Raw genomic sequence first — 18,045 nt, 5'->3', positions numbered from 1 at the left:
CATGCAGCCGATGAATGGCTTGGATTACGCGGTTCTGGCGGTCGTTGCCGCCGGAACCGTGCTCGGTTACGCCCGCGGTTTCGTCGGGCAACTCGTTTCGTTTGTCGGTTTGTTTCTGGCCTATGTCGCGGCGTTTGCTTTTTATGACGACACGGCCCCGTGGATTCGCAGCCTGTTGAACTTGTCGGAGCATGAGACGTACCGCAAGTACGCGTTTTTGGCGGAAGGCCTGCATCTCGATACGTATGTCTACAACGCGCTGGCTTTCGGCATTCTGCTGTTTGGCGTCAAGCTCGGCTTCAGCGTAGCCGGAAGGCTGCTGAACTGGCTGGCCGCCGCACCGGGCATCAAGACGGTAAACAAGTGGAGCGGCGCCGCGCTCGGGTTCGTGGAAGCGGGGCTGATCGCGTTGATCGCCGTACACGTCATGACGGTCTTTCCTAACGATACGGCGCAGCGCTTGCTCCAAACGTCGATGACAGCCCCGTATATGTTGGAGCATACGCCCGTCGTGACCGACAAGCTGCAGGAAATGTGGGAGAACCGCTCGGAGCGGGTGAAAGCGTAACTTGTACAGCGCTTGCCATGCCGCTGCGATCTGCATCTATGAGATGTCCGACGTTCACCACAGGCCATCATGCAAAATAGGTTTGACGAGCGGCGTATATTTTCGAGATGAACGGTTCATATTAGACTTCGACGGTGAAAGCGAGAGAGGTGTGGTTCCGTTGGAGGTTCTAACGAGCAATGCCGGGGAAGTTGTTGTTGAATCCGACTAGAAGCGAGGGGATGTGCCGCAGAGACGTTATTGTAGTATCCGTACTGCATAGTGTTCAATGAGGGTAGACCCGAGATTCATAAGGTTCAGAGCAGTGACCAAATTGTGTTCACCGTCAGGGACTCCGCAAGGAGTCCTTTTTGGCATACTTTCCAAAAATAGCGGAACACGGGTACCTTGATTCTCAACTTTCAGCACCCATTCGGGCAAAAGCGGAACTGTGGTCTCTTATACGGGGGAATTTCGCTACAAACGCTGCAGAGAGGTGAAAATGCGACCGCAGCCGCCCCAAGTTCCGCTATTATACCAAACGCCAAAACAAAAACGTGGATAACGCATCTGGTTCCGCGATCGCGGCCCTGTCATCGCGTCCCGCCGCTGCGGCCACCGAGCCAGCCTTCTCGCCTTCGCGTTCCGCCTTCGGCTCCCCGCTTTCGCGCTATGCGCCTTATTCCAACACCGTTCCCGCTTCGACCAGCCTCCCGGTGAAGCCGGGGTTGCTTAGCGCAGCCAGAGCAGCGATATCCGGGGCGACGAGGTGCGGGTCTTTACCGGTGGCGTGCATTTCGGACTTGATCGTGCCTGGATTGAACAGGTTCGCCAGAATCCGGTAGCTGCTTTCTTCCTCGGCCGTTGTCCGGGTCAGCGACTCGAGCCCGGCTTTGCTGGCGCTGTATGCGGCGAAGCCGCCCGCTCCGTTGGTAGCGAGCGAAGAGGTGATGTTGATGATGTGCCCGCCTTTTTGCTTGCGCATCGTCGGCAGCACGGCGCGCGTCATCAGGAAGGCTCCGGTGAGGTTGACGCTGATCTGTTCGTTCCAAGCCGAGAGCTCCGTATCAATCACTTGTCCGGTTTCGTAAACGGCGGCGTTATTAATCAGAATATGAATCGTACCGAATCGTTCCACGGCTGTACGAACAAGCCTATTTACATCGGCTTCTTGGCTGACGTCGGCCTGTACGGCCAAGGCCGAGCCGCCGCTGGCTGCAATTTCGGCGGCGACCGCTTCGATTTTACCGAGTCGCCGGCCGCACAATACGACGGTAACGCCCGCGGCCGCCAACGTTATCGCCGTAGCCCGTCCAAGTCCTGTTCCTGCTCCTGTAACAATCGCCGTTTTTCCCTTCAAGCTTGCCAAATTTACCATCCTGTCCGCTCCTTTGCCGATTTTTTATTATTATAACAGCCGCTGGTACAGAGGGGAAATTATATTTCCTGATAAATCGCATAAGGAAAAGTTACTTCATAAAAAAAGCGTCCCTTTCGAGAAAGGACGCTTCTGCGGTATATTCGATTTATTCGACGATCAATTTTGATTTCATGGAGATGTGGCCCTGCCCGCAAGGAACGGTGCAAATAATATCATAGGTGCCGGCTTTGTCGGCCTTCACGGTAGCCGTCTTCGACCCGTTATCCAGCTTCACATTCAAACCGTTGATCGAGATGCCGTGCATGCCTTCTTTGTTTTCCAGCGTAAAGGTGACGTCTTGGCCTTGTTTCACCTTGTATTCCTTCTGATCGAATTGGAAATTGGTGGCGACCAGCTTCACTTGCTGAGCCGAGGAGCTTGAGCTGGAAGCTCCTGTCGAAGCTGGCGGCTGCTCTGCCGCTTTAGGGGCTTCCTTCGCCCCGCATGCCGCTAAGGAAAGCATAAGGGCGAATGCCGCTAACGTTACGATCCATTTATTCATATTCATCTTGATTCTCATTTGTAATCCCTCCGTCTCATTTACATGTCCGGGCATTGCTGCATCCCGTAAAGTAAGTGTAACTCGAAGAGGGACTTTTGGCTGTGTCGGGCGGGTGACAACAATATGAACAGATCGTGAAGTAGCCCGGGCAAGTGAAAAACCCAGCCGCACCGCGGGAAACGGTTCGTTCGCGGCTGGGATGAACCGTGGTTGTTTGTTGTTACTTGGCGTCTTCCCGTCCTGAAATGCCATGTTCGAACGGCGTTTTGACCGGAATGAACAAATCGATAATCCCGACCACAAGGGCGGCCAGAATCGCGCCGACAATGCTTGTCGAAACGCCGCCGACAATAAACTGGGCGAGCCAAATGACGAGTGCGCTCACGAGAAAACCGACGATACCCCGGCCGAACGGCGTAATTCGCTTGCCGAACACGCCTTCGATAACCCAGGCGGCGACAGCGATGACCAGGGCCAAGAAGAACGCGCTCCAGAATCCTCCGACAGTGAAGCCGGGAACGATCCAGCTTACTACGAGCAGCATAAGAGCGGAGACAATAAATCGGACTAGATGACCTAACAGATACATCAGACTCATTCCTCCTTAGCGGAACTTATTGTGCAGCATGCTCATCCGGTGCAACATTTAGGGTTGCCTTGAACCCCGGCCGGTATGAATGGAAGGTGAAGGGAAAATCATTCGCTTTGGTTCCGCAAGTTGGATATAATAGCAGGTGTAAATGGTTAAGCCAGAAAGGCAGGGACCCATGGGGAAACTGATGAAACCTACGAAATCGTATAATGAAAAAATATTGAATACGCTGGACTATCACTCCGTCTTGGAACGGTGCGCCAACCATGCTTCAACCTCGCTCGGACAAGAACGGGTGCTGGAGACGGTGCCTAGCGGACTGTTTTCCGAGGTGAAAAAAAGGCTTCAAGCGACCGACGAAGCGGTCAATGCCGACCGTCTCAAGGGCGCGGCGCCGTTCGGCGGTATTCGGAATATTCGGAACGCCTTGCATCGCGCGCGCATCGGCGGCGTTCTGAACCCGTCGGAGCTGCTCGACGTCGCGATGACGAGTCAGGGCGGCAGGCGGCTGGGACGCTTCTTAAGCGACGTAAACGACGATTACGCGATCCCGTCATTAATGGAGCTTATTGGACAGCTAACCGATCATAAGCCGATGGAAGACCGCATCCGCCAATGTATCGACGAGAATGCGAACGTGGTCGATAGCGCAAGTCCGGAGCTGGCGCGGATCCGTCATGAGCTGCGGGGCAGCGAATCGAAGGCGCGGGAGCGTCTGGAGCAGATGGTGCGTACCCCCTCGATTCAAAAAATGCTGCAGGACAACCTGGTCACGATCCGCAATGACCGGTATGTCATCCCGGTGAAGCAGGAATACCGCAGTCATTTTGGCGGAATGATCCATGATCAGTCGGCGTCGGGCGCCACGTTGTTTATTGAGCCGGAAGCCGTCGTACAGATGAATAACCGCGTCCGCGAGCTGAAGCTCAAGGAAGAAATCGAAGTCGAAAAAATATTGCGCATGCTGACGGTGCTCGTCGCCGAAGCCGCGGATACGCTGCTCGTCAATGTCGAGGCGCTGGCCGAGCTCGATTTTATTTTCGCCAAAGCGGGACTCGCCCGGGAGATGAAAGCGACGCTGCCGATTTTGAACGACCGCGGCTTCATCAAGCTGAAGCGCGGCCGGCACCCGCTCATCGCGAGCGAGCAAGTCGTACCGATCGACGTGGAAATCGGCAATAAATATTCTTCCATCATCGTTACCGGCCCGAATACAGGCGGTAAGACCGTCTCGTTGAAAACGGTCGGTCTGCTGTCGCTGATGGCGATGTCGGGACTGTTCGTTCCGGCCGAAGAGGGCAGTCAATTGTGCGTCTTCGACGCCATTTACGCCGATATTGGCGACGAGCAAAGCATCGAGCAAAACCTCAGTACGTTCTCCAGCCACATGACGAATATTATCCGGATTCTGAAAGAAATGACGCCAAAAAGCCTGGTGCTCCTCGACGAGCTCGGCGCCGGCACGGATCCTGCGGAAGGCTCTGCCCTCGCCATCTCGATTCTTGATTTCATGCACCGGATGGGCTGCCGGATTATCGCCACGACGCATTACAGCGAGTTGAAGGCGTACGCGTACGACCGTCCAGGCGTCATTAACGCCAGCATGGAGTTCGACGTGCAGACGCTGCGGCCGACTTACCGGCTGCTGATCGGCGTGCCCGGACGAAGCAACGCGTTCGCGATTGCCGAGCGGCTTGGCCTGCCGCGCGCCATCATCGAGAGCGCCCGCGGTCAAGTGGGCGAGGAAGAGCAGCGGGTTGAATCGATGATTGCCACGCTCGAGGAGAACACGCTGCAGGCTGAAGCCGAGCGGACGACGGCGGCACAGCTGCGCAACGAAGTCGAGACGCTCCGCGAGGAGCTGAAGCGCGAACGGCAGAAGTTTGAAGAACAGCGCGACAAGATGCTCGAGCGCGCCGAACGCGAAGCGCGGGAGGCGGTAGCTAAAGCCCGGCGCGAAGCCGAGGAAGTCATTGCCGAGCTGCGCCGCCTGCAGCGCGAGGAGGCCGGGGGCGTTAAGGATCACAAGATCAGCGAGCTGAAGCGTAAAATGAACGACGCCGTGCCGGAGTTGAAGGCCAAACACGCGGTCAAATCGGCGAAGAAGAAGCCGGATCGCCTGGAGCCGGGCGACGAGGTGCTCGTGACCACGGTCGGGCAGAAGGGTCATGTCGTCGAGATCGTGGGCGAGCATGAGGTTTCGGTACAGCTCGGCATTCTCAAGCTGAAGGTGAATAAAGCTGACGTTGAGCTGATTAAAGCGGCTTCCGCGCAGCCGAAGCCCCAGCAGCCGAAGGCAACGTCAAGCCTGAAGCGGACGCGCGACGACAACGCGAAGATGGAGCTTGATCTGCGGGGCGCGAATGTCGAGGAGGCGATTGTGGAAATCGACAGATTTCTCGACGAATCGTATTTGGCGAATTTCGGCCAGGTCTATATCATTCACGGCAAAGGAACCGGCGTTCTGCGTTCCGGGGTGCAAGAATATTTACGCAAGCACAAGCATGTGAAAAGCTACCGCATGGGCAATTACAATGAGGGCGGGGCCGGAGTAACCGTTGCCGAACTGAAATAGTCCCGAGTCGAACGCGCATATCGAATTTTTTCTGCGATCCTCTGAAACGAAAAGCCTCTTGCTTTCGTAATAAAGAAGTGTAAACATCGATGTTCAGGTTGAAGGGTCTGCAGGCTTGTCTTCCACATAAATAATAATTTGAGAGGATGTTAGGTAAAGATGGGGATTTTTAAACGATTGCGCGATTTGACGATGGCTTCGATTAACGACTTGCTTGACAAGGCCGAAGATCCGGTGAAAATGCTGAACCAGTTCCTCCGCGATATGGAAGAGGACATCCTCGAGGCGGAAACCGCAGTCGCGAAGCAAATCGCGATTGAGAAAAAGTTCAAGCAGCAGTATGAGGAAGCGCTGGAAATGGTGCAAAAGCGCGAAGAGCAGGCGCTCAAGGCGCTTGAATCCGGCAACGAAGATTTGGCCCGCCGCGCGCTTCAGGACAAGAAGGAGCATCAGGCGCGTTACGACGAAATGAAAGCGCAGTTCGATACGGCCAAAGCGAATGCAGATCGCCTTCGCGGCCAGCTGGCCGAAATGAAAAACGAATTCGGCAAGTTGAAGAGCAAGAAGGAAGTGCTGGTGGCCCGGGCGGAAGCGGCTAAAGCGCAGAAGCAAATCAACCAGGCGATGTCCGGCTTCGGTACCGATAATGCGGCCAAAGGCTTCGACCGTATGAGCGAGAAGGTGCTTCAGCTTGAAGCGGAAGCCGAAGCGAGCAATGAGCTGCGCGGCAAAAACAAAAGCTTGGACGACGAGCTCGATGCGCTTGGCAAGAACGACGGCGTCGAAGACGAGCTAGCCGCTTTGCGTGCCAAACTGGCTGCCAAGAAACAATCGGAATAAGACGATATGGACGAGACTGAAGGTTAATCGCCTTCAGTCTCTTCGGCTGTTCTCGGATGTGAGCAACCATATGCAGGGAGAGGCAGGGGCAATCGATCATGATGAATGAAGAGGTGGATCGTTTGATGGGAAATCCGTATGTGGAAACCTTGGCGTTTTTTTCGGTCGCCGTATTGGCGCTCGTCGTCTTCTTGGCGGTTTTCGAGTTGGTTACGAAATACAAGGATTGGGAAGAAATCAAGAACGGCAATGTGGCGGTTGCGATGGCGACGGGCGGTAAAATTTTCGGCATATGCAACTTGTTCCGGTTTGCGATTCTTAACAACGATTCCGTACTGCATTCGCTGATTTGGGCGGGATACGGTTTTGTATTGCTGCTTGCAGCCTATTTTATTTTTGAGTTTTTGACGCCCTACTTCAAAATCGACGAACAAATCCAAAAGGATAATCGCGCGGTCGGCTTTCTCTCGATGATTCTTTCCATCTCGCTCTCGTATGTGATCGGCGCGAGCGTGACCTAAGGGCACCGGCTTGCAGACACCGTAGAAGATGAACAAGCCCTGAGGGAGAGGTGCGGAGATTGAAGTATTTATGGGGGACCTTGTTTGCGCTTGCGCTTGTGTTTTTGGGCGCGGGCGTTTACTATTTTATTAAATATGCATGAAGAGAGTGGCCCGGCGATATGGAACATGGACCCGAGGCCGGTCACCCGAGGAGGTATGACGATTGTCGCAAGCGGAAGATTTGTTTTGCCCTTGGTGCCAAACCGAAATTGTATGGGATCCCGAGATCGGACCGGAGACTTCGTGTCCGCATTGCTATAATGACTTGGGCGATTACCGCAGCATTCAATTAACGGTCAAGCAGACAGGACAATCGATCCAGTTTGACGAGGATGAAGACGAAGACGACGATATGGACGAGGCCGAGCTGGAAGCCATGGACGACGAATATGAGGAAGGCGTGCAGCGGCTGCTGGACCATCAAGAGGAAGCGCCCGAGTGCACGTCCTGTCAAAGCTTTATGCTGCTCGCGGGCACCCGGACGTCGCCGGATTCGTTCGTACCGTTCGTTCATCAGGCGATCAAGAAACCGCTGCTTTCCGCTTCGCATGCGAGCCAGGTATACGTTTGCCCGTCATGCTTCAAGGTTGAGCATGTATTGGCGGAGAAGGATCGCGTGGCGATGATCGAGCTGCTCAAGCAGCACGGGAAGGCGTAAATTCGATAGCAACGATGTACAAAAAAAGGGAATCCGAAGCTGGGCCGCCGGCGGAGGATTTCTTTTTTTTGCTTCAAGTCATGCTTTCCGGCCGATTGGGGAAGCTAAAGCTTACACACTCCAAAGAGAGGGTGAGGGCATGTACACCGGATCGAAACATGATTCGCACCATGGCAGGACGGGCTTGCTGCAAGACGGGAAAGACCGGCACGAATGGCGTGAGGTGCGGGGGGAACATGAAGAGGAAGGAAAGCGGGGCGGCCGCAAATCCGTCCTGAAGAAAGGCGAGCCGCTCTCCGCACAGTCCAGACTGCTGCTTGCGGTAAGCGGTTTTTTTGCGGCAGGCAACGCTTTATCCGGGACGTTCGTTAACGTGTACTTGTGGAAGGCGAAGCAAGATTTCACGCTGATCGGTTGGTTTACGCTGATTCATCATTTGACGATGGCGCTGACGTTCTGGATCTCGGGTAAATGGGTGAAGGAACATAACAAGATGAATTGTCTGCGTGCCGGCGTGGCGGTTTCCGCGCTGTTCTACTTGATTGTGCTGTGGTTCGGCGAAAGCGCAGCTGAATATTTCGTGCTGCTCGGCGTAACGCAGGGGCTCGCCGCGGGCTTTTTTTGGCTTGCGTTCAATGTCGTTTATTTCGAAGTGACGGATCCGGACAGTCGTGACCGGTTCAACGGCTGGGTCGGCCTCATCGGGTCGGGCGTCGGGATGATTGCCCCGTGGCTTTCCGGTATGTTGATCGTACGCATGGGCGCCGTCAGCGGATACCGGTTTATTTTTACGCTGTCGCTGGTCGTCTTTGTCGTCGGCGTGATCGTCAGCTTTTTTCTGAAAAAGCGGAAGACGACCGGCACTTATGAATGGATGCTGACATGGCGATGTTTAAGGCAAAAGGATACCGCATGGCGCACGGTCAGCGCCGCGCTTGTCGCTCAAGGCTGCCGCGAGGGCGTGTTCGGCTTCATGATTGCGCTGCTCGTGTATGTGCATACGGGCAACGAGATGAAGCTCGGCAATTTCGCGCTCATTTCCTCGGCCGTCTCGCTGGTGTTCTTCATGCTGGCAGGGCGTCTGTTGAAGCCAAGATTTCGGCGAATGGCCATGCTGATCGGCGTTGTGATGCTGGTTCTGATCATTTTGCCTTTCTTCTGGAAGGTAAGCTTCACGACGCTGCTGATTTTTGGAATAGGGGCCGCGATTTTCTATCCGCTGTACAGCATCCCTATGACGACCATCGTCTTCGATTTAATCGGCAAAGAAGAGGAGAGCGCGAAGCTTCGCGAGGAGTACATCGTTATGCGCGAGCTGGCGCTGAATGCGGGAAGGCTGCTCGGCACAGCCGTGTTCATCGCCGTCATTTCCTTCGCGAGCTCTCCTGCGGTGATGAACTGGCTGCTGCTCGGCATCGGCAGCTCGCCGCTGGCCGCCTATTACTTCATGCGCAAGGCGCATGCCGCGTGATGGCGGGCCAGACAAACGGCCGACTTGACCTCGGGCGGTCCGGGTCTTTACAATTAAGGCCATAGGCCCGGGTGTTCGCACCCGGCGCAAGCGGAAGTAAAGGAGCGGCGCGGTATGACGAAGCGAACAAGAATGGTAAACAGCATCACCGAGCTGATCGGGGACACTCCCGCAGTTCGGATTCGGCGGCTGGCAGGCGAAGACGATGCCGAATTGTATGTAAAGCTTGAATATTTCAATCCCAGCGGCAGCGTGAAGGACCGGGCCGCTTATAATTTGATTATACAAGCTGAGAAGGACGGGCGTCTGAAGCCGGGGGCTACGATTATCGAGCCGACGAGCGGGAACACGGGGATCGGACTGGCGATGAATGCGGCGGCCAAAGGGTACCGGGCGATATTGATCATGCCGGATAATATGTCGAAGGAGCGGATTAATATTCTGAAAGCCTATGGGGCCGAAGTTGTGCTCACGCCAGCCGAGGAGCGCATGCCAGGGGCTATCCGGAAGGCCGAGGAGCTTCGCGGGCAAATCCCCGACAGCTTCATTCCGCAGCAGTTTGAAAACCCCGCGAACCCGGACATCCACCGGGTGACGACGGCGCTCGAAATTCTCGAGCAGATGGAAGGGCGTCTCGATGCGTTCGTCGCCACTTCCGGAACGGGAGGCACGATTACCGGTACGGGTGAAGCGCTTCGCAAGGAGCTGCCGGACATCCAGATTTATGTCGTCGAGCCTAAGGGCTCGCCGGTGCTGTCCGGAGGCAAGCCGGGGCCGCACAAGCTGGTCGGGACGAGCCCGGGCTTTGTTCCGGCGATCTTGAATACGAGCGTATACGACGAGATTGTGCAAGTATCCGACGAGGACGCGCTGCATACGATGCGCGAGCTCGCCAGGCGCGAGGGCATTCTTGTCGGGCCGTCGGCAGGGGCGTCGGTGTGGACCGGGTTGCAGGTGGCGCGCAGGCTTGGAGCCGGCAAACGGGTGTTATGCATAGCTCCTGATACGGGCGAACGCTATTTAAGCATGGATATTTTTTAAACGAATACAAAGATACTCGGCTAAGAAGCCGGGTATTTTTCATTCAGATAGTTTGCATATTTATTCAATAATGTGTATAATAATCAATATAAAGCAGGTGGATGTTACGGTCCTGAATCAGGGGAGGAGAATCGCGAAATGAAAATCGCGCTGCATAACGAGCTTCCGGGTGAAGCGCAATTTCGTCAATGGATCGACTCTATGGCGGGAGAAGCCGACGGCTTTCCGGTCTTCGAATATGAAACGATATGTCAAAGCGGGCGTATTATCGCCGCTTATGATCAAGAACGATTAGTTGGCCTCGGCCGGCTGTCGGACAATAACGCCGCTTCGCAGATGGAATTTTCCATATTGCCGGAGTACCGTAACCGGGAGATTGAAATGTATATGCGTAAGCTGCTGCCCGTTGCATCGTCGAAGTCGTCCGTTCATTCATAGCGGCCAAGCCCGCCAATCCTACCAGTGCCCATATCAGGTGTCCAGCGGAATGAAGCTGAACGCCTTTTTTTTGCGCCCGGAACCTCGAAGAGGAATCACCTATTTTTGCTTTGCCAAGCGGGTGCGATAGGTGTAATATGAAGAAATAGTTTCTTGTTTAAACAGGAGGATGAGTCCATGGAACAATTCAAAATGAAAATCATTGAGCTGCTGAAGGAAGACGCTCGCCGCACACCAGCCCTGATCGCGACTATGCTTGCGGCACCGGAGGCGGAAGTGGCGGAGGCGATCCGCGAGCTCGAGGAAGCGAACGTTATCGTAAAATACGCGACGGTCGTGAATTGGGCCAAAGTGGATAGCGAGAAAGTCACCGCTTTAATCGAAGTGCAGATTACACCTGAACGCGGCCGCGGTTTCGATGCCATAGCGGAGCGTATTAACTTATATCCGGAAGTGAAGTCGGTTTACTTGATGTCGGGAGCGTACGATTTGCTTGTTGAAATTGAAGGCAAGACGCTCAAGGAAGTCGCGTCGTTCGTATCGAACAAGTTGTCCCCGATCGATCGCGTGCTGTCGACGAAGACGCATTTTATTTTGAAAAAGTATAAACAGGACGGGATTTCGTTCGAGGATCATCAGGACGACAGCCGTCTGCTAATCTCACCGTAAAGGACGTCGTGAACGATGATAGAACAACAAAGTCAAAGTCAAACCAAGAAATCGATGTCGAGCTATATTGCTCCGCTTGTACGCGAAATTCCGCCTTCGGGGATCCGCAAGTTTTTCGATCTGACTGTCGGCAGTAAAGATATCATCTCCCTTGGCGTCGGCGAACCGGACTTTAGCACGCCTTGGCACGTCAGAGAAGCATGCGTCTATGCGCTGGAGAGGGGAAACACCAAATATACGCCGAATTCCGGCTTGCCGGAGCTGCGCGAAGCTATCGCCGAATACTTGTACGATTCGTTCCAGGTCCCTTACGAACCGACGGACGAGGTGCTCGTTACGGTCGGCGGCAGCGAAGCGATCGACCTGGCGCTTCGCGTGTTGGTTACGCCGGGCGACGAGATTCTGATCCCGGAGCCTTGTTATATTTCGTATAGCCCGATTACGAAAATCGGCGGCGGCATTCCCGTAGGGATCGAGACGTTCGCCAAAGATCAGTTCAAGCTGACGCCTGAAGCATTGAAAGCGGCCATCACGCCTCGCTCTAAAGTGCTGATTTTGTGCTACCCCAGCAATCCGACGGGAGGCATCATGACCTATGAGGATTGGCTGCCTATCGCCAAAATCGTCGAGGAGCACGATCTTATCGTCATCTCGGACGAAATATACGCCGAGCTGACGTATGAGAAAAAGCACGTCAGCTTCGCCTCCATACCCGGCATGCGCGACCGGACGATTCTGGTTAGCGGGTTCTCCAAGGCTTTCGCCATGACCGGATGGCGGATGGGGTATGCTTGCGGACACCGCGATTTGATTGCGGCCATGCTGAAAATCCATCAATACACCGTCATGTGCGCGCCGTCAATGGGCCAAGTGGCGGCCATCGAAGCGCTTCGGCACGGGCTGGAGGAGAAGGACCGGATGGTGGAGTCGTACAATCAGCGCAGGCGGTTAGTTGTGCATGGTTTCAGCCAGATCGGTTTGCCGTGCCATGAGCCGCAAGGAGCGTTTTATGCGTTTCCTTCGATTCAAGCGACCGGCCTTACCTCGGAGGAATTTGCGCAGCGCCTTTTATTCGAGGGGAAGGTCGCGGCGGTGCCCGGATCTGCGTTCGGACTGGGCGGCGAAGGTTTTTTACGCTGTTCCTACGCCTATTCGGTCAGTCAATTGACGGAAGCGATCGATCGAATAGGAAATTTCATGAAAAAGTTGTAGGTTCGACAAAAATAGTCATTTTCAAGTTTCTCCAAAACTGGTATGTTAGATGTATGGAAGTTTCATAGATAAATCCTTTATGAAGCTGTTATCCATAGGTCTAAAGATCGGGAACGGGAGGGATGAACGATGGCATTTCCGGAATATCGGCTTCGGCAGTATTTGAACGTCGTATGGATTCAAGAGAACGATCGCAATGCCAAGTGGATTTTTGGTAAACGGAAAACAAACTCATCCGCAACGTCTTTAGAAGATGAAATTTACCGTCTGCGACAAGAGCTGGAATCGTTAGTCCAAAGCGGGAATACGTTAACTTCCCCTCGAGTCGTCGAGATTAGCATGGAACTGGACATTAAAATTAATGAATATATGAATCGTCATCGTGGAAGCCGTTCCTGAACGGCTTCTTTTCGTTATTCCTTATATTTTGATACAAGCCTTTCGGGTATGGTAAGATAGGTCGATAGAGACCTAGCAGATGAATGTTTTGATGCAACGCGGCAAATGGGAGGAAAAGGATTTGAGGAAAGGAAGCTGGCTGGTCATCGCGTTGGTCCTTATGCTTCTGGCCGGATGCGGCGGCGGAGGAACGAAAGCGGACGTGCCGATTTTTATCATGTCATCGACAAGCATGCCGGGCGGTGCGGCGGAGAAGCTTGAAGCGGCCCTTGTGTCTAAAGTGGGAGAAGCCCCAACGGTGGCAGTCGCGGTCTCCCCGATGTTTTCGCTCGAGAAGATGATCATTGAGGTTGCGGCGGCCGGTAACGGTATTCTCATCCTTCCCGGCGATCAATTCCGGGGCTTGGGTAAGCAGGGTGGATACGTGCCGCTCGACGAATTGGCGAAGGCGGAAGACTTCCCGGACGGAGTGCTGGAACTGCCGGTGGACGGGAATCCGGACGGCAAGCTCGAAAAGCACTTATTCGGCATCCCGGTCGAGAAGACGACATGGTTCGCCGATCTGGGCCTGGGCGGCCAAGACTTGTACGCGTTCATTCCGCAAAATGCGCCGGATATTGAAAAAGCGAAGCAAGTGATGAAGCACATTGCGCAAAAATAGCCGTTGTCCTGAACGATTGGGCAATAAGCGGCGTTGTTCTAAATAAAGGTTCGGGTGCCTGCGGGCGGCGAAAGCCGCTGGTTCGCAGGTTAAAAGGGAAGCCGGTGCGATTCCGGCGCGGTCCCGCCACTGTAACCGGGCGATAAGCTCTCTCTGATAGCCACTTGCCGGCAATTGCCGGTTGGGAAGGCGAGAAAGCGCCGAAAGGAGCCCGGAAGCCAGGAAACCTGCCCGAACTTCATACGCTTGTTCCTTTCGCGGAAAAGGAGCGCAGCGGCGGTTTGCTCCGGCCCCAGGTCTTTACGACCCGGGATCGGGTCTGAAACATGCCCTCTGCTCCGGATTCGCGTCCGCAGGCGGAGGTTTTTTTGTATGTTCAGTCAAGGGAACGTTCTAGCCAATGATGAATGAAGGAGAGAAAAGATGATGAATACCAGCACGAAACGACACTTGCGAAAGCTGACGACGGCCGTCGTCAGCTTAGCGCTTGCGGCCGCATTGGCTGCTTGCGGCAGTAAGGCGACCGCGCCGAACCAAGGTCAGATCGTCGACCCGCCGAAAGCGCAGAGCAGCCAGCAGGAAGGAACGGAGCAAGCGAAGCGGACGACATACCCGCTGAAGGTGCAGGATGCGACAGGCAAGGAATTCGTGTTTGAGAAAGCGCCGGAGCGGATCGCTTCGACGTCACCGAGCGAAACGGAGATCTTGTTTGCGCTCGGACTCGGGAGTAAAATCGTCGGCGTCTCGGATTATTGCGATTACCCGGCGGAAGCTGCGACGAAGCCGAAGCTCGGCAGCATCACGAAGCCGAACGAAGAAGCGCTGATCGGAGCGGGCGCCGATCTTGTTCTGACCGGCGTTTCCATGAAAGCGCCGACGGTGGACAAGCTGCGCGAGCTGAAGATCAATCTGTATCAGGTACAGCCGAAAACGATGGACGACGTCCTGGCGAACATTGAGAGAATGGGCGAAATTTTCGATCGCCAAGAAGAAGCCCGGAAGCTCGTCGAGCAAATGAAAGCGGATCGGCAAAGCGTGGTCGACGCTGTAAAATCAGTAAAGCCGGAGCAGAGGAAAAAAGTGTTCATCGAATTTTCCCCGGGCTATACCGTCGGTTCGGGCGAGTTTTTGAGCGAACTGATCGAGACGGCAGGCGGGATCAACGTATACGCATCGGAGAAAGGGTACGTCAAGCTGAGCGAAGAGAAAGTCATCGCCGCAAACCCGCAGGTCATTTTGTATCCGAAAAATTTGATCGACGACAAGTCGAAAAAAACGCTCGACCAAATCATTCGCGAGCGCAGCGGCTGGGATCAGCTCGAAGCGGTGAAAGGAAACAAGCTGGCCGGCATCGATAAAGATACGACAAGCCGTCCGGGTCCGCGAATTACGGAAGGCTTGAAGGAAATCGCCAAAGGGATTTATCCGGAACTGGTGAACTAATGAAGCGGAAGCTGATGCTATGGGGCGGACCTTGCCTTGTCTTGCTTCTGTTAGCCGCAACCGTCTCATTATCGGTCGGCTCGGTGCAGGTGCCTTTCGTGCACGTCTGGAAAATATTGCTGCATCACCTGCCTGGCATGGAGGGGCGCTTAACGGTAGATTGGCAAACGTCTTCGGAGCAAATCGTGTGGAAGGTCAGGCTGCCTCGCGTCGTGCTCGGGATGCTCGTCGGAGCGGCCTTGGGACTGGCTGGCGCCGCTTTCCAAGGGGTGCTGCGCAATCCGCTGGCCGATCCGTACACGCTCGGCGTTTCCTCGGGCGCGTCGGTCGGCGCTTCCTTTCTTATCTTATTCGGCTTGCAGTATGTATTCGGCGAATGGAGCGTTCCGGCGGTCGCCTTCGGTACAGGAACGCTAACGCTTGCGGTCGTGCTGATGCTGGCGAGAGCGGACGGCAAGCTGCGGATCGAAACGGTGATTTTATCGGGTGTGGTGATGCAGGCGTTTTTGTCGGCCCTAGTCTCGCTGATGGTCTCGATGTCGAAGCAGGTCATCAATGAAATTATATTCTGGCTGATGGGCAGCTTGGCGCTTCGCGGTTGGTCGTATACGTTGATATTGCTGCCTTACCTGGTAATTGGCGTAGCGGTGCTGACCGGTTACGGCCGGGCCATGAACGTATTCGCGCTAGGCGAGCGGCAAGCGGCATACTTAGGCGTCAACATCGAGCGCACCAAGCTGATCGTATTGATCGCTTCCACGTTAATTACGGCGGCGGCCGTATCCGTCTCCGGCGTGATCGCGTTCGTCGGACTGCTCGTGCCGCACTTGCTGCGGCTGATCGCCGGGCCGGATTACCGCCTGCTGCTGCCGTTATCGGTGATAGGCGGCGCCATCTACGTGCTGCTCGCGGATACGCTTGCGCGCACGCTGCTTAGTCCGACGGAGATTCCGCTAGGCGTGGTGACCGCATTCATGGGCGCGCCGTTCTTCGCTTATTTGTTGCGACGACGAAAGCGCATCATTCGGGACCAAGCGGTGTGAGCGCAGCAGGGAAACGGTAAGGGGACGCTAGGAAACGAAGGAGGAGGCTGGACGGCGGTTAGGCGGAGATTGGCGAATGCGGCGAAGGGGGACTTGCCATGATCGAGGTTGCGATGGAACGGGTGGTGAAGCGGTACGGCGCGCGGACAGTTCTGAACGGCATCGACTTTCAGGTGGAGCCGGGGGAATGGTTTGGCATTCTCGGTCCGAACGGCGGCGGCAAATCGACGCTGCTGCAGGCTATGGCCGGCGTCGAGCCGATAGACGTCGGGACGGTGAAGCTTTCGGGCAAGCCGGTCGGCGAGTACTCGCGTAAAGCGCTGGCCCGGCAGGTCGCGGTGCTGCAGCAGGATGCGCTGCCGCCGGTTGGCTTCACGGTGCAGGAAGTGGTGGAGATGGGCCGTTACCCGTATCAGAACTGGTTCGGCGATGAAGCGGAAGACGCCGCCGCCTTGGTCGACCGCGTCATTCGCTGGCTCAAGCTCGAGCCGCTGCGGGAACGCCCGGTCGACGCGCTGAGCGGCGGAGAACGCCAGCGTGTCGCGCTCGGCAAGGCGATGGCGCAGCAGCCGAAGCTGCTGCTGCTGGACGAGCCGACGACGTTCCTCGATATCGGCTTCCAGCTCGAGATGATGGATAGGATTCGCCTGTTGCAGAAGGAGTGCGGCATGACGGTCGTCTCGGTGCTTCACGATCTGAACTTGGCCGCACAATATTGTGACCGGCTGCTGCTGCTGCACGAAGGCGTCATTGCCGGGATTGGCGGAGCGGGGGATGTGCTGCAGGAGGATTTGCTCGAAAGGGTATACGGTACGCGGCCGTTCGTGGTGTCTCATCCCGAACGGGGCGTCCCGCAAATTTTATTGGCAGGGGGCGTTCATGATGAATAACGACAGGTGGAAGGACTTCGTTTCCGGTATTGAGCCTATAAATGACGGCAAGTGGGCGGAAGCCGCAGCGCGGCTGGATCGGCTGACGAAGCCGCCGGGCAGCTTAGGCCGGCTTGAGGATATGGCGAAGCAGCTTGCCGGGATTACGGGGCAGTTGTACCCGGATTTGTCGCGTAAAGCGGTCATTGTGATGGCCGGCGACCACGGCGTGTGCGAGGAGGGCGTGAGCGCCTTCCCGTCGGAAGTGACGCCGCAGATGGTATTGAACTTCTTGAACGGCGGTGCGGCCGTCAACGTGCTGGCACGCCAGGTCGGAGCCGATGTCGTTTGCGTCGACGTCGGCGTGAATGCCGACTTGAGCCATCCGTCGCTCGTCTCGCGCAAGGTGCGCAAAGGAACGGCCAACATGGCGCAGGGCCCGGCGATGACGCGTGAAGAAGCGATTGCGGCGATTGCCGCCGGCTTCGACTTGACCGGCGAGCTGGCCGCGCGCGGTTACCGGCTGTTCGCGGCGGGCGAGATGGGCATCGGCAACACGACGGCCAGCTCGGCGATTTTATCCGTGCTCGGCGCGACCGACACGGTGCAAGCGACAGGGCGCGGGACCGGCATTGACGACGTGCGGCTGGCGCATAAGCAGGACGTCATTCGCCGGGCGATCGAGCGGAATCGGCCGAATGCCGACGATCCGATCGACGTGCTGGCGAAGGTGGGCGGGCTGGAGATCGCCGGGCTTGTCGGCGTCATTCTCGGGGCCGCCCGGCATCGCTGCCCGGTCGTGATCGACGGCTTCATCTCGTCGGCGGCTGCGCTGATCGCATCGCGGCTTGCCCCGCTCAGCACGTCGTATATGCTCGCTTCGCACCTGTCGCACGAGCAGGGGCATGCCCGCCTGCTGGAGCGAATCGGCCTTGCGCCGATATTGCGCATGGATATGCGGCTCGGCGAAGGAACGGGCGCTGTGCTCGCCTTCCCTCTTATCGAAGCGGCCGTAAATATTATGAGCCAGATGGCGACGTTCGACGATGCTGGCATCTCGCAAGCGGTGGATAAGAGTACGCCGGAGAAGGTGTAGCCCCAC

At 55.9% G+C, this 18,045-nt stretch carries 19 protein-coding genes and 1 riboswitch; of the genes, 16 read left to right on the top strand and 3 right to left on the bottom strand.

Annotated features, from left to right (window positions below; all coding sequences use genetic code 11):
* The first annotated feature begins 1 nt into the window (after nucleotide 1).
* On the top strand, nucleotides 2–568 hold the full coding sequence (locus PVA01S_RS14835) for a CvpA family protein (RefSeq protein ID WP_054798139.1): 567 nt from the start codon (nucleotides 2–4) through the stop codon (nucleotides 566–568).
* A 658-nt stretch (nucleotides 569–1,226) separates the two neighbouring features.
* On the opposite strand, the gene PVA01S_RS14830 is transcribed toward PVA01S_RS14835, so the two are convergent.
* The 3 genes from PVA01S_RS14830 to PVA01S_RS14820 all read right to left on the bottom strand — a co-directional run bounded on the left by PVA01S_RS14830 (nucleotide 1,227) and on the right by PVA01S_RS14820 (nucleotide 3,058).
* Entirely contained in the window at nucleotides 1,227–1,925 is a 699-nt protein-coding gene (locus tag PVA01S_RS14830; protein ID WP_054798138.1) for an SDR family NAD(P)-dependent oxidoreductase, read from the bottom strand.
* Nucleotides 1,926–2,073: 148 nt separating this feature from the next.
* Entirely contained in the window at nucleotides 2,074–2,487 is a 414-nt protein-coding gene (locus PVA01S_RS14825) for a cupredoxin domain-containing protein (RefSeq protein WP_230876053.1), read from the bottom strand.
* Between the two features lie 202 nt (nucleotides 2,488–2,689).
* Nucleotides 2,690–3,058, bottom strand: a complete 369-nt coding sequence (locus PVA01S_RS14820; RefSeq protein ID WP_054798137.1) for a phage holin family protein — start codon at nucleotides 3,056–3,058, stop codon at nucleotides 2,690–2,692.
* Nucleotides 3,059–3,248: 190 nt separating this feature from the next.
* Here PVA01S_RS14820 and PVA01S_RS14815 point away from each other — a divergent pair, with 190 nt between their 5' ends.
* From PVA01S_RS14815 to cobT, 15 genes are all read left to right on the top strand, one after another.
* Entirely contained in the window at nucleotides 3,249–5,636 is a 2,388-nt protein-coding gene (locus PVA01S_RS14815; protein WP_127608246.1) for an endonuclease MutS2, read from the top strand.
* A gap of 159 nt (nucleotides 5,637–5,795) precedes the next feature.
* Nucleotides 5,796–6,476, top strand: coding sequence for a PspA/IM30 family protein (locus PVA01S_RS14810; protein ID WP_127608245.1), 681 nt, complete (start codon nucleotides 5,796–5,798; stop codon nucleotides 6,474–6,476).
* Nucleotides 6,477–6,577: 101 nt separating this feature from the next.
* Nucleotides 6,578–6,997, top strand: coding sequence for a DUF350 domain-containing protein (locus PVA01S_RS14805; RefSeq protein ID WP_127608268.1), 420 nt, complete (start codon nucleotides 6,578–6,580; stop codon nucleotides 6,995–6,997).
* 205 nt (nucleotides 6,998–7,202) lie between these two features.
* Nucleotides 7,203–7,697 carry a hypothetical protein gene (locus PVA01S_RS14800; RefSeq protein WP_127608244.1) on the top strand — a complete coding sequence of 165 codons (495 nt, stop codon included), beginning with the start codon at nucleotides 7,203–7,205 and terminating at the stop codon, nucleotides 7,695–7,697.
* 139 nt (nucleotides 7,698–7,836) lie between these two features.
* Nucleotides 7,837–9,168: an MFS transporter gene (locus PVA01S_RS14795; RefSeq protein ID WP_127608243.1), complete on the top strand. Its 1,332-nt coding sequence runs from the start codon at nucleotides 7,837–7,839 to the stop codon at nucleotides 9,166–9,168.
* Between the two features lie 114 nt (nucleotides 9,169–9,282).
* A complete protein-coding gene (gene cysK, locus PVA01S_RS14790) occupies nucleotides 9,283–10,209 on the top strand; it encodes a cysteine synthase A (RefSeq protein ID WP_127608242.1) in 927 nt (308 codons plus the stop codon).
* A gap of 138 nt (nucleotides 10,210–10,347) precedes the next feature.
* Nucleotides 10,348–10,647 carry a hypothetical protein gene (locus tag PVA01S_RS14785; protein WP_054798134.1) on the top strand — a complete coding sequence of 100 codons (300 nt, stop codon included), beginning with the start codon at nucleotides 10,348–10,350 and terminating at the stop codon, nucleotides 10,645–10,647.
* 177 nt (nucleotides 10,648–10,824) lie between these two features.
* Nucleotides 10,825–11,316, top strand: a complete 492-nt coding sequence (locus PVA01S_RS14780; RefSeq protein ID WP_054798133.1) for an Lrp/AsnC family transcriptional regulator — start codon at nucleotides 10,825–10,827, stop codon at nucleotides 11,314–11,316.
* Nucleotides 11,317–11,331: 15 nt separating this feature from the next.
* Entirely contained in the window at nucleotides 11,332–12,528 is a 1,197-nt protein-coding gene (locus PVA01S_RS14775; RefSeq protein WP_127608241.1) for an aminotransferase class I/II-fold pyridoxal phosphate-dependent enzyme, read from the top strand.
* A 129-nt stretch (nucleotides 12,529–12,657) separates the two neighbouring features.
* Nucleotides 12,658–12,927, top strand: a complete 270-nt coding sequence (locus PVA01S_RS14770; RefSeq protein WP_054798132.1) for an aspartyl-phosphate phosphatase Spo0E family protein — start codon at nucleotides 12,658–12,660, stop codon at nucleotides 12,925–12,927.
* A 121-nt stretch (nucleotides 12,928–13,048) separates the two neighbouring features.
* Nucleotides 13,049–13,588, top strand: a complete 540-nt coding sequence (locus PVA01S_RS14765; protein ID WP_236596002.1) for a hypothetical protein — start codon at nucleotides 13,049–13,051, stop codon at nucleotides 13,586–13,588.
* Nucleotides 13,589–13,623: 35 nt separating this feature from the next.
* A riboswitch (cobalamin riboswitch) is annotated at nucleotides 13,624–13,837 on the top strand.
* A gap of 174 nt (nucleotides 13,838–14,011) precedes the next feature.
* Nucleotides 14,012–15,031, top strand: coding sequence for an ABC transporter substrate-binding protein (locus PVA01S_RS14760; protein WP_372813148.1), 1,020 nt, complete (start codon nucleotides 14,012–14,014; stop codon nucleotides 15,029–15,031).
* A complete protein-coding gene (locus PVA01S_RS14755; RefSeq protein ID WP_127608240.1) occupies nucleotides 15,031–16,074 on the top strand; it encodes a FecCD family ABC transporter permease in 1,044 nt (347 codons plus the stop codon). Before PVA01S_RS14760 ends, PVA01S_RS14755 begins: the two co-directional genes overlap by 1 nt.
* Nucleotides 16,075–16,172: 98 nt before the next feature.
* Nucleotides 16,173–16,964, top strand: coding sequence for an ABC transporter ATP-binding protein (locus PVA01S_RS14750; RefSeq protein WP_127608239.1), 792 nt, complete (start codon nucleotides 16,173–16,175; stop codon nucleotides 16,962–16,964).
* Complete coding sequence (gene cobT, locus PVA01S_RS14745; protein WP_127608238.1) at nucleotides 16,957–18,039, top strand: nicotinate-nucleotide--dimethylbenzimidazole phosphoribosyltransferase; 1,083 nt, start codon at nucleotides 16,957–16,959, stop codon at nucleotides 18,037–18,039. The genes PVA01S_RS14750 and cobT overlap by 8 nt, the downstream gene beginning before the upstream one ends.
* The last annotated feature ends 6 nt before the right edge of the window (nucleotides 18,040–18,045 follow it).

This window comes from Paenibacillus validus NBRC 15382 (assembly GCF_004000985.1).
In the GTDB taxonomy this organism is placed as follows: domain Bacteria; phylum Bacillota; class Bacilli; order Paenibacillales; family NBRC-103111; genus Paenibacillus_G; species Paenibacillus_G validus.
The sequence above is the reverse complement of the archived record's forward strand: the minus strand, read 5'-3'. Positions and strand labels throughout refer to the sequence as shown.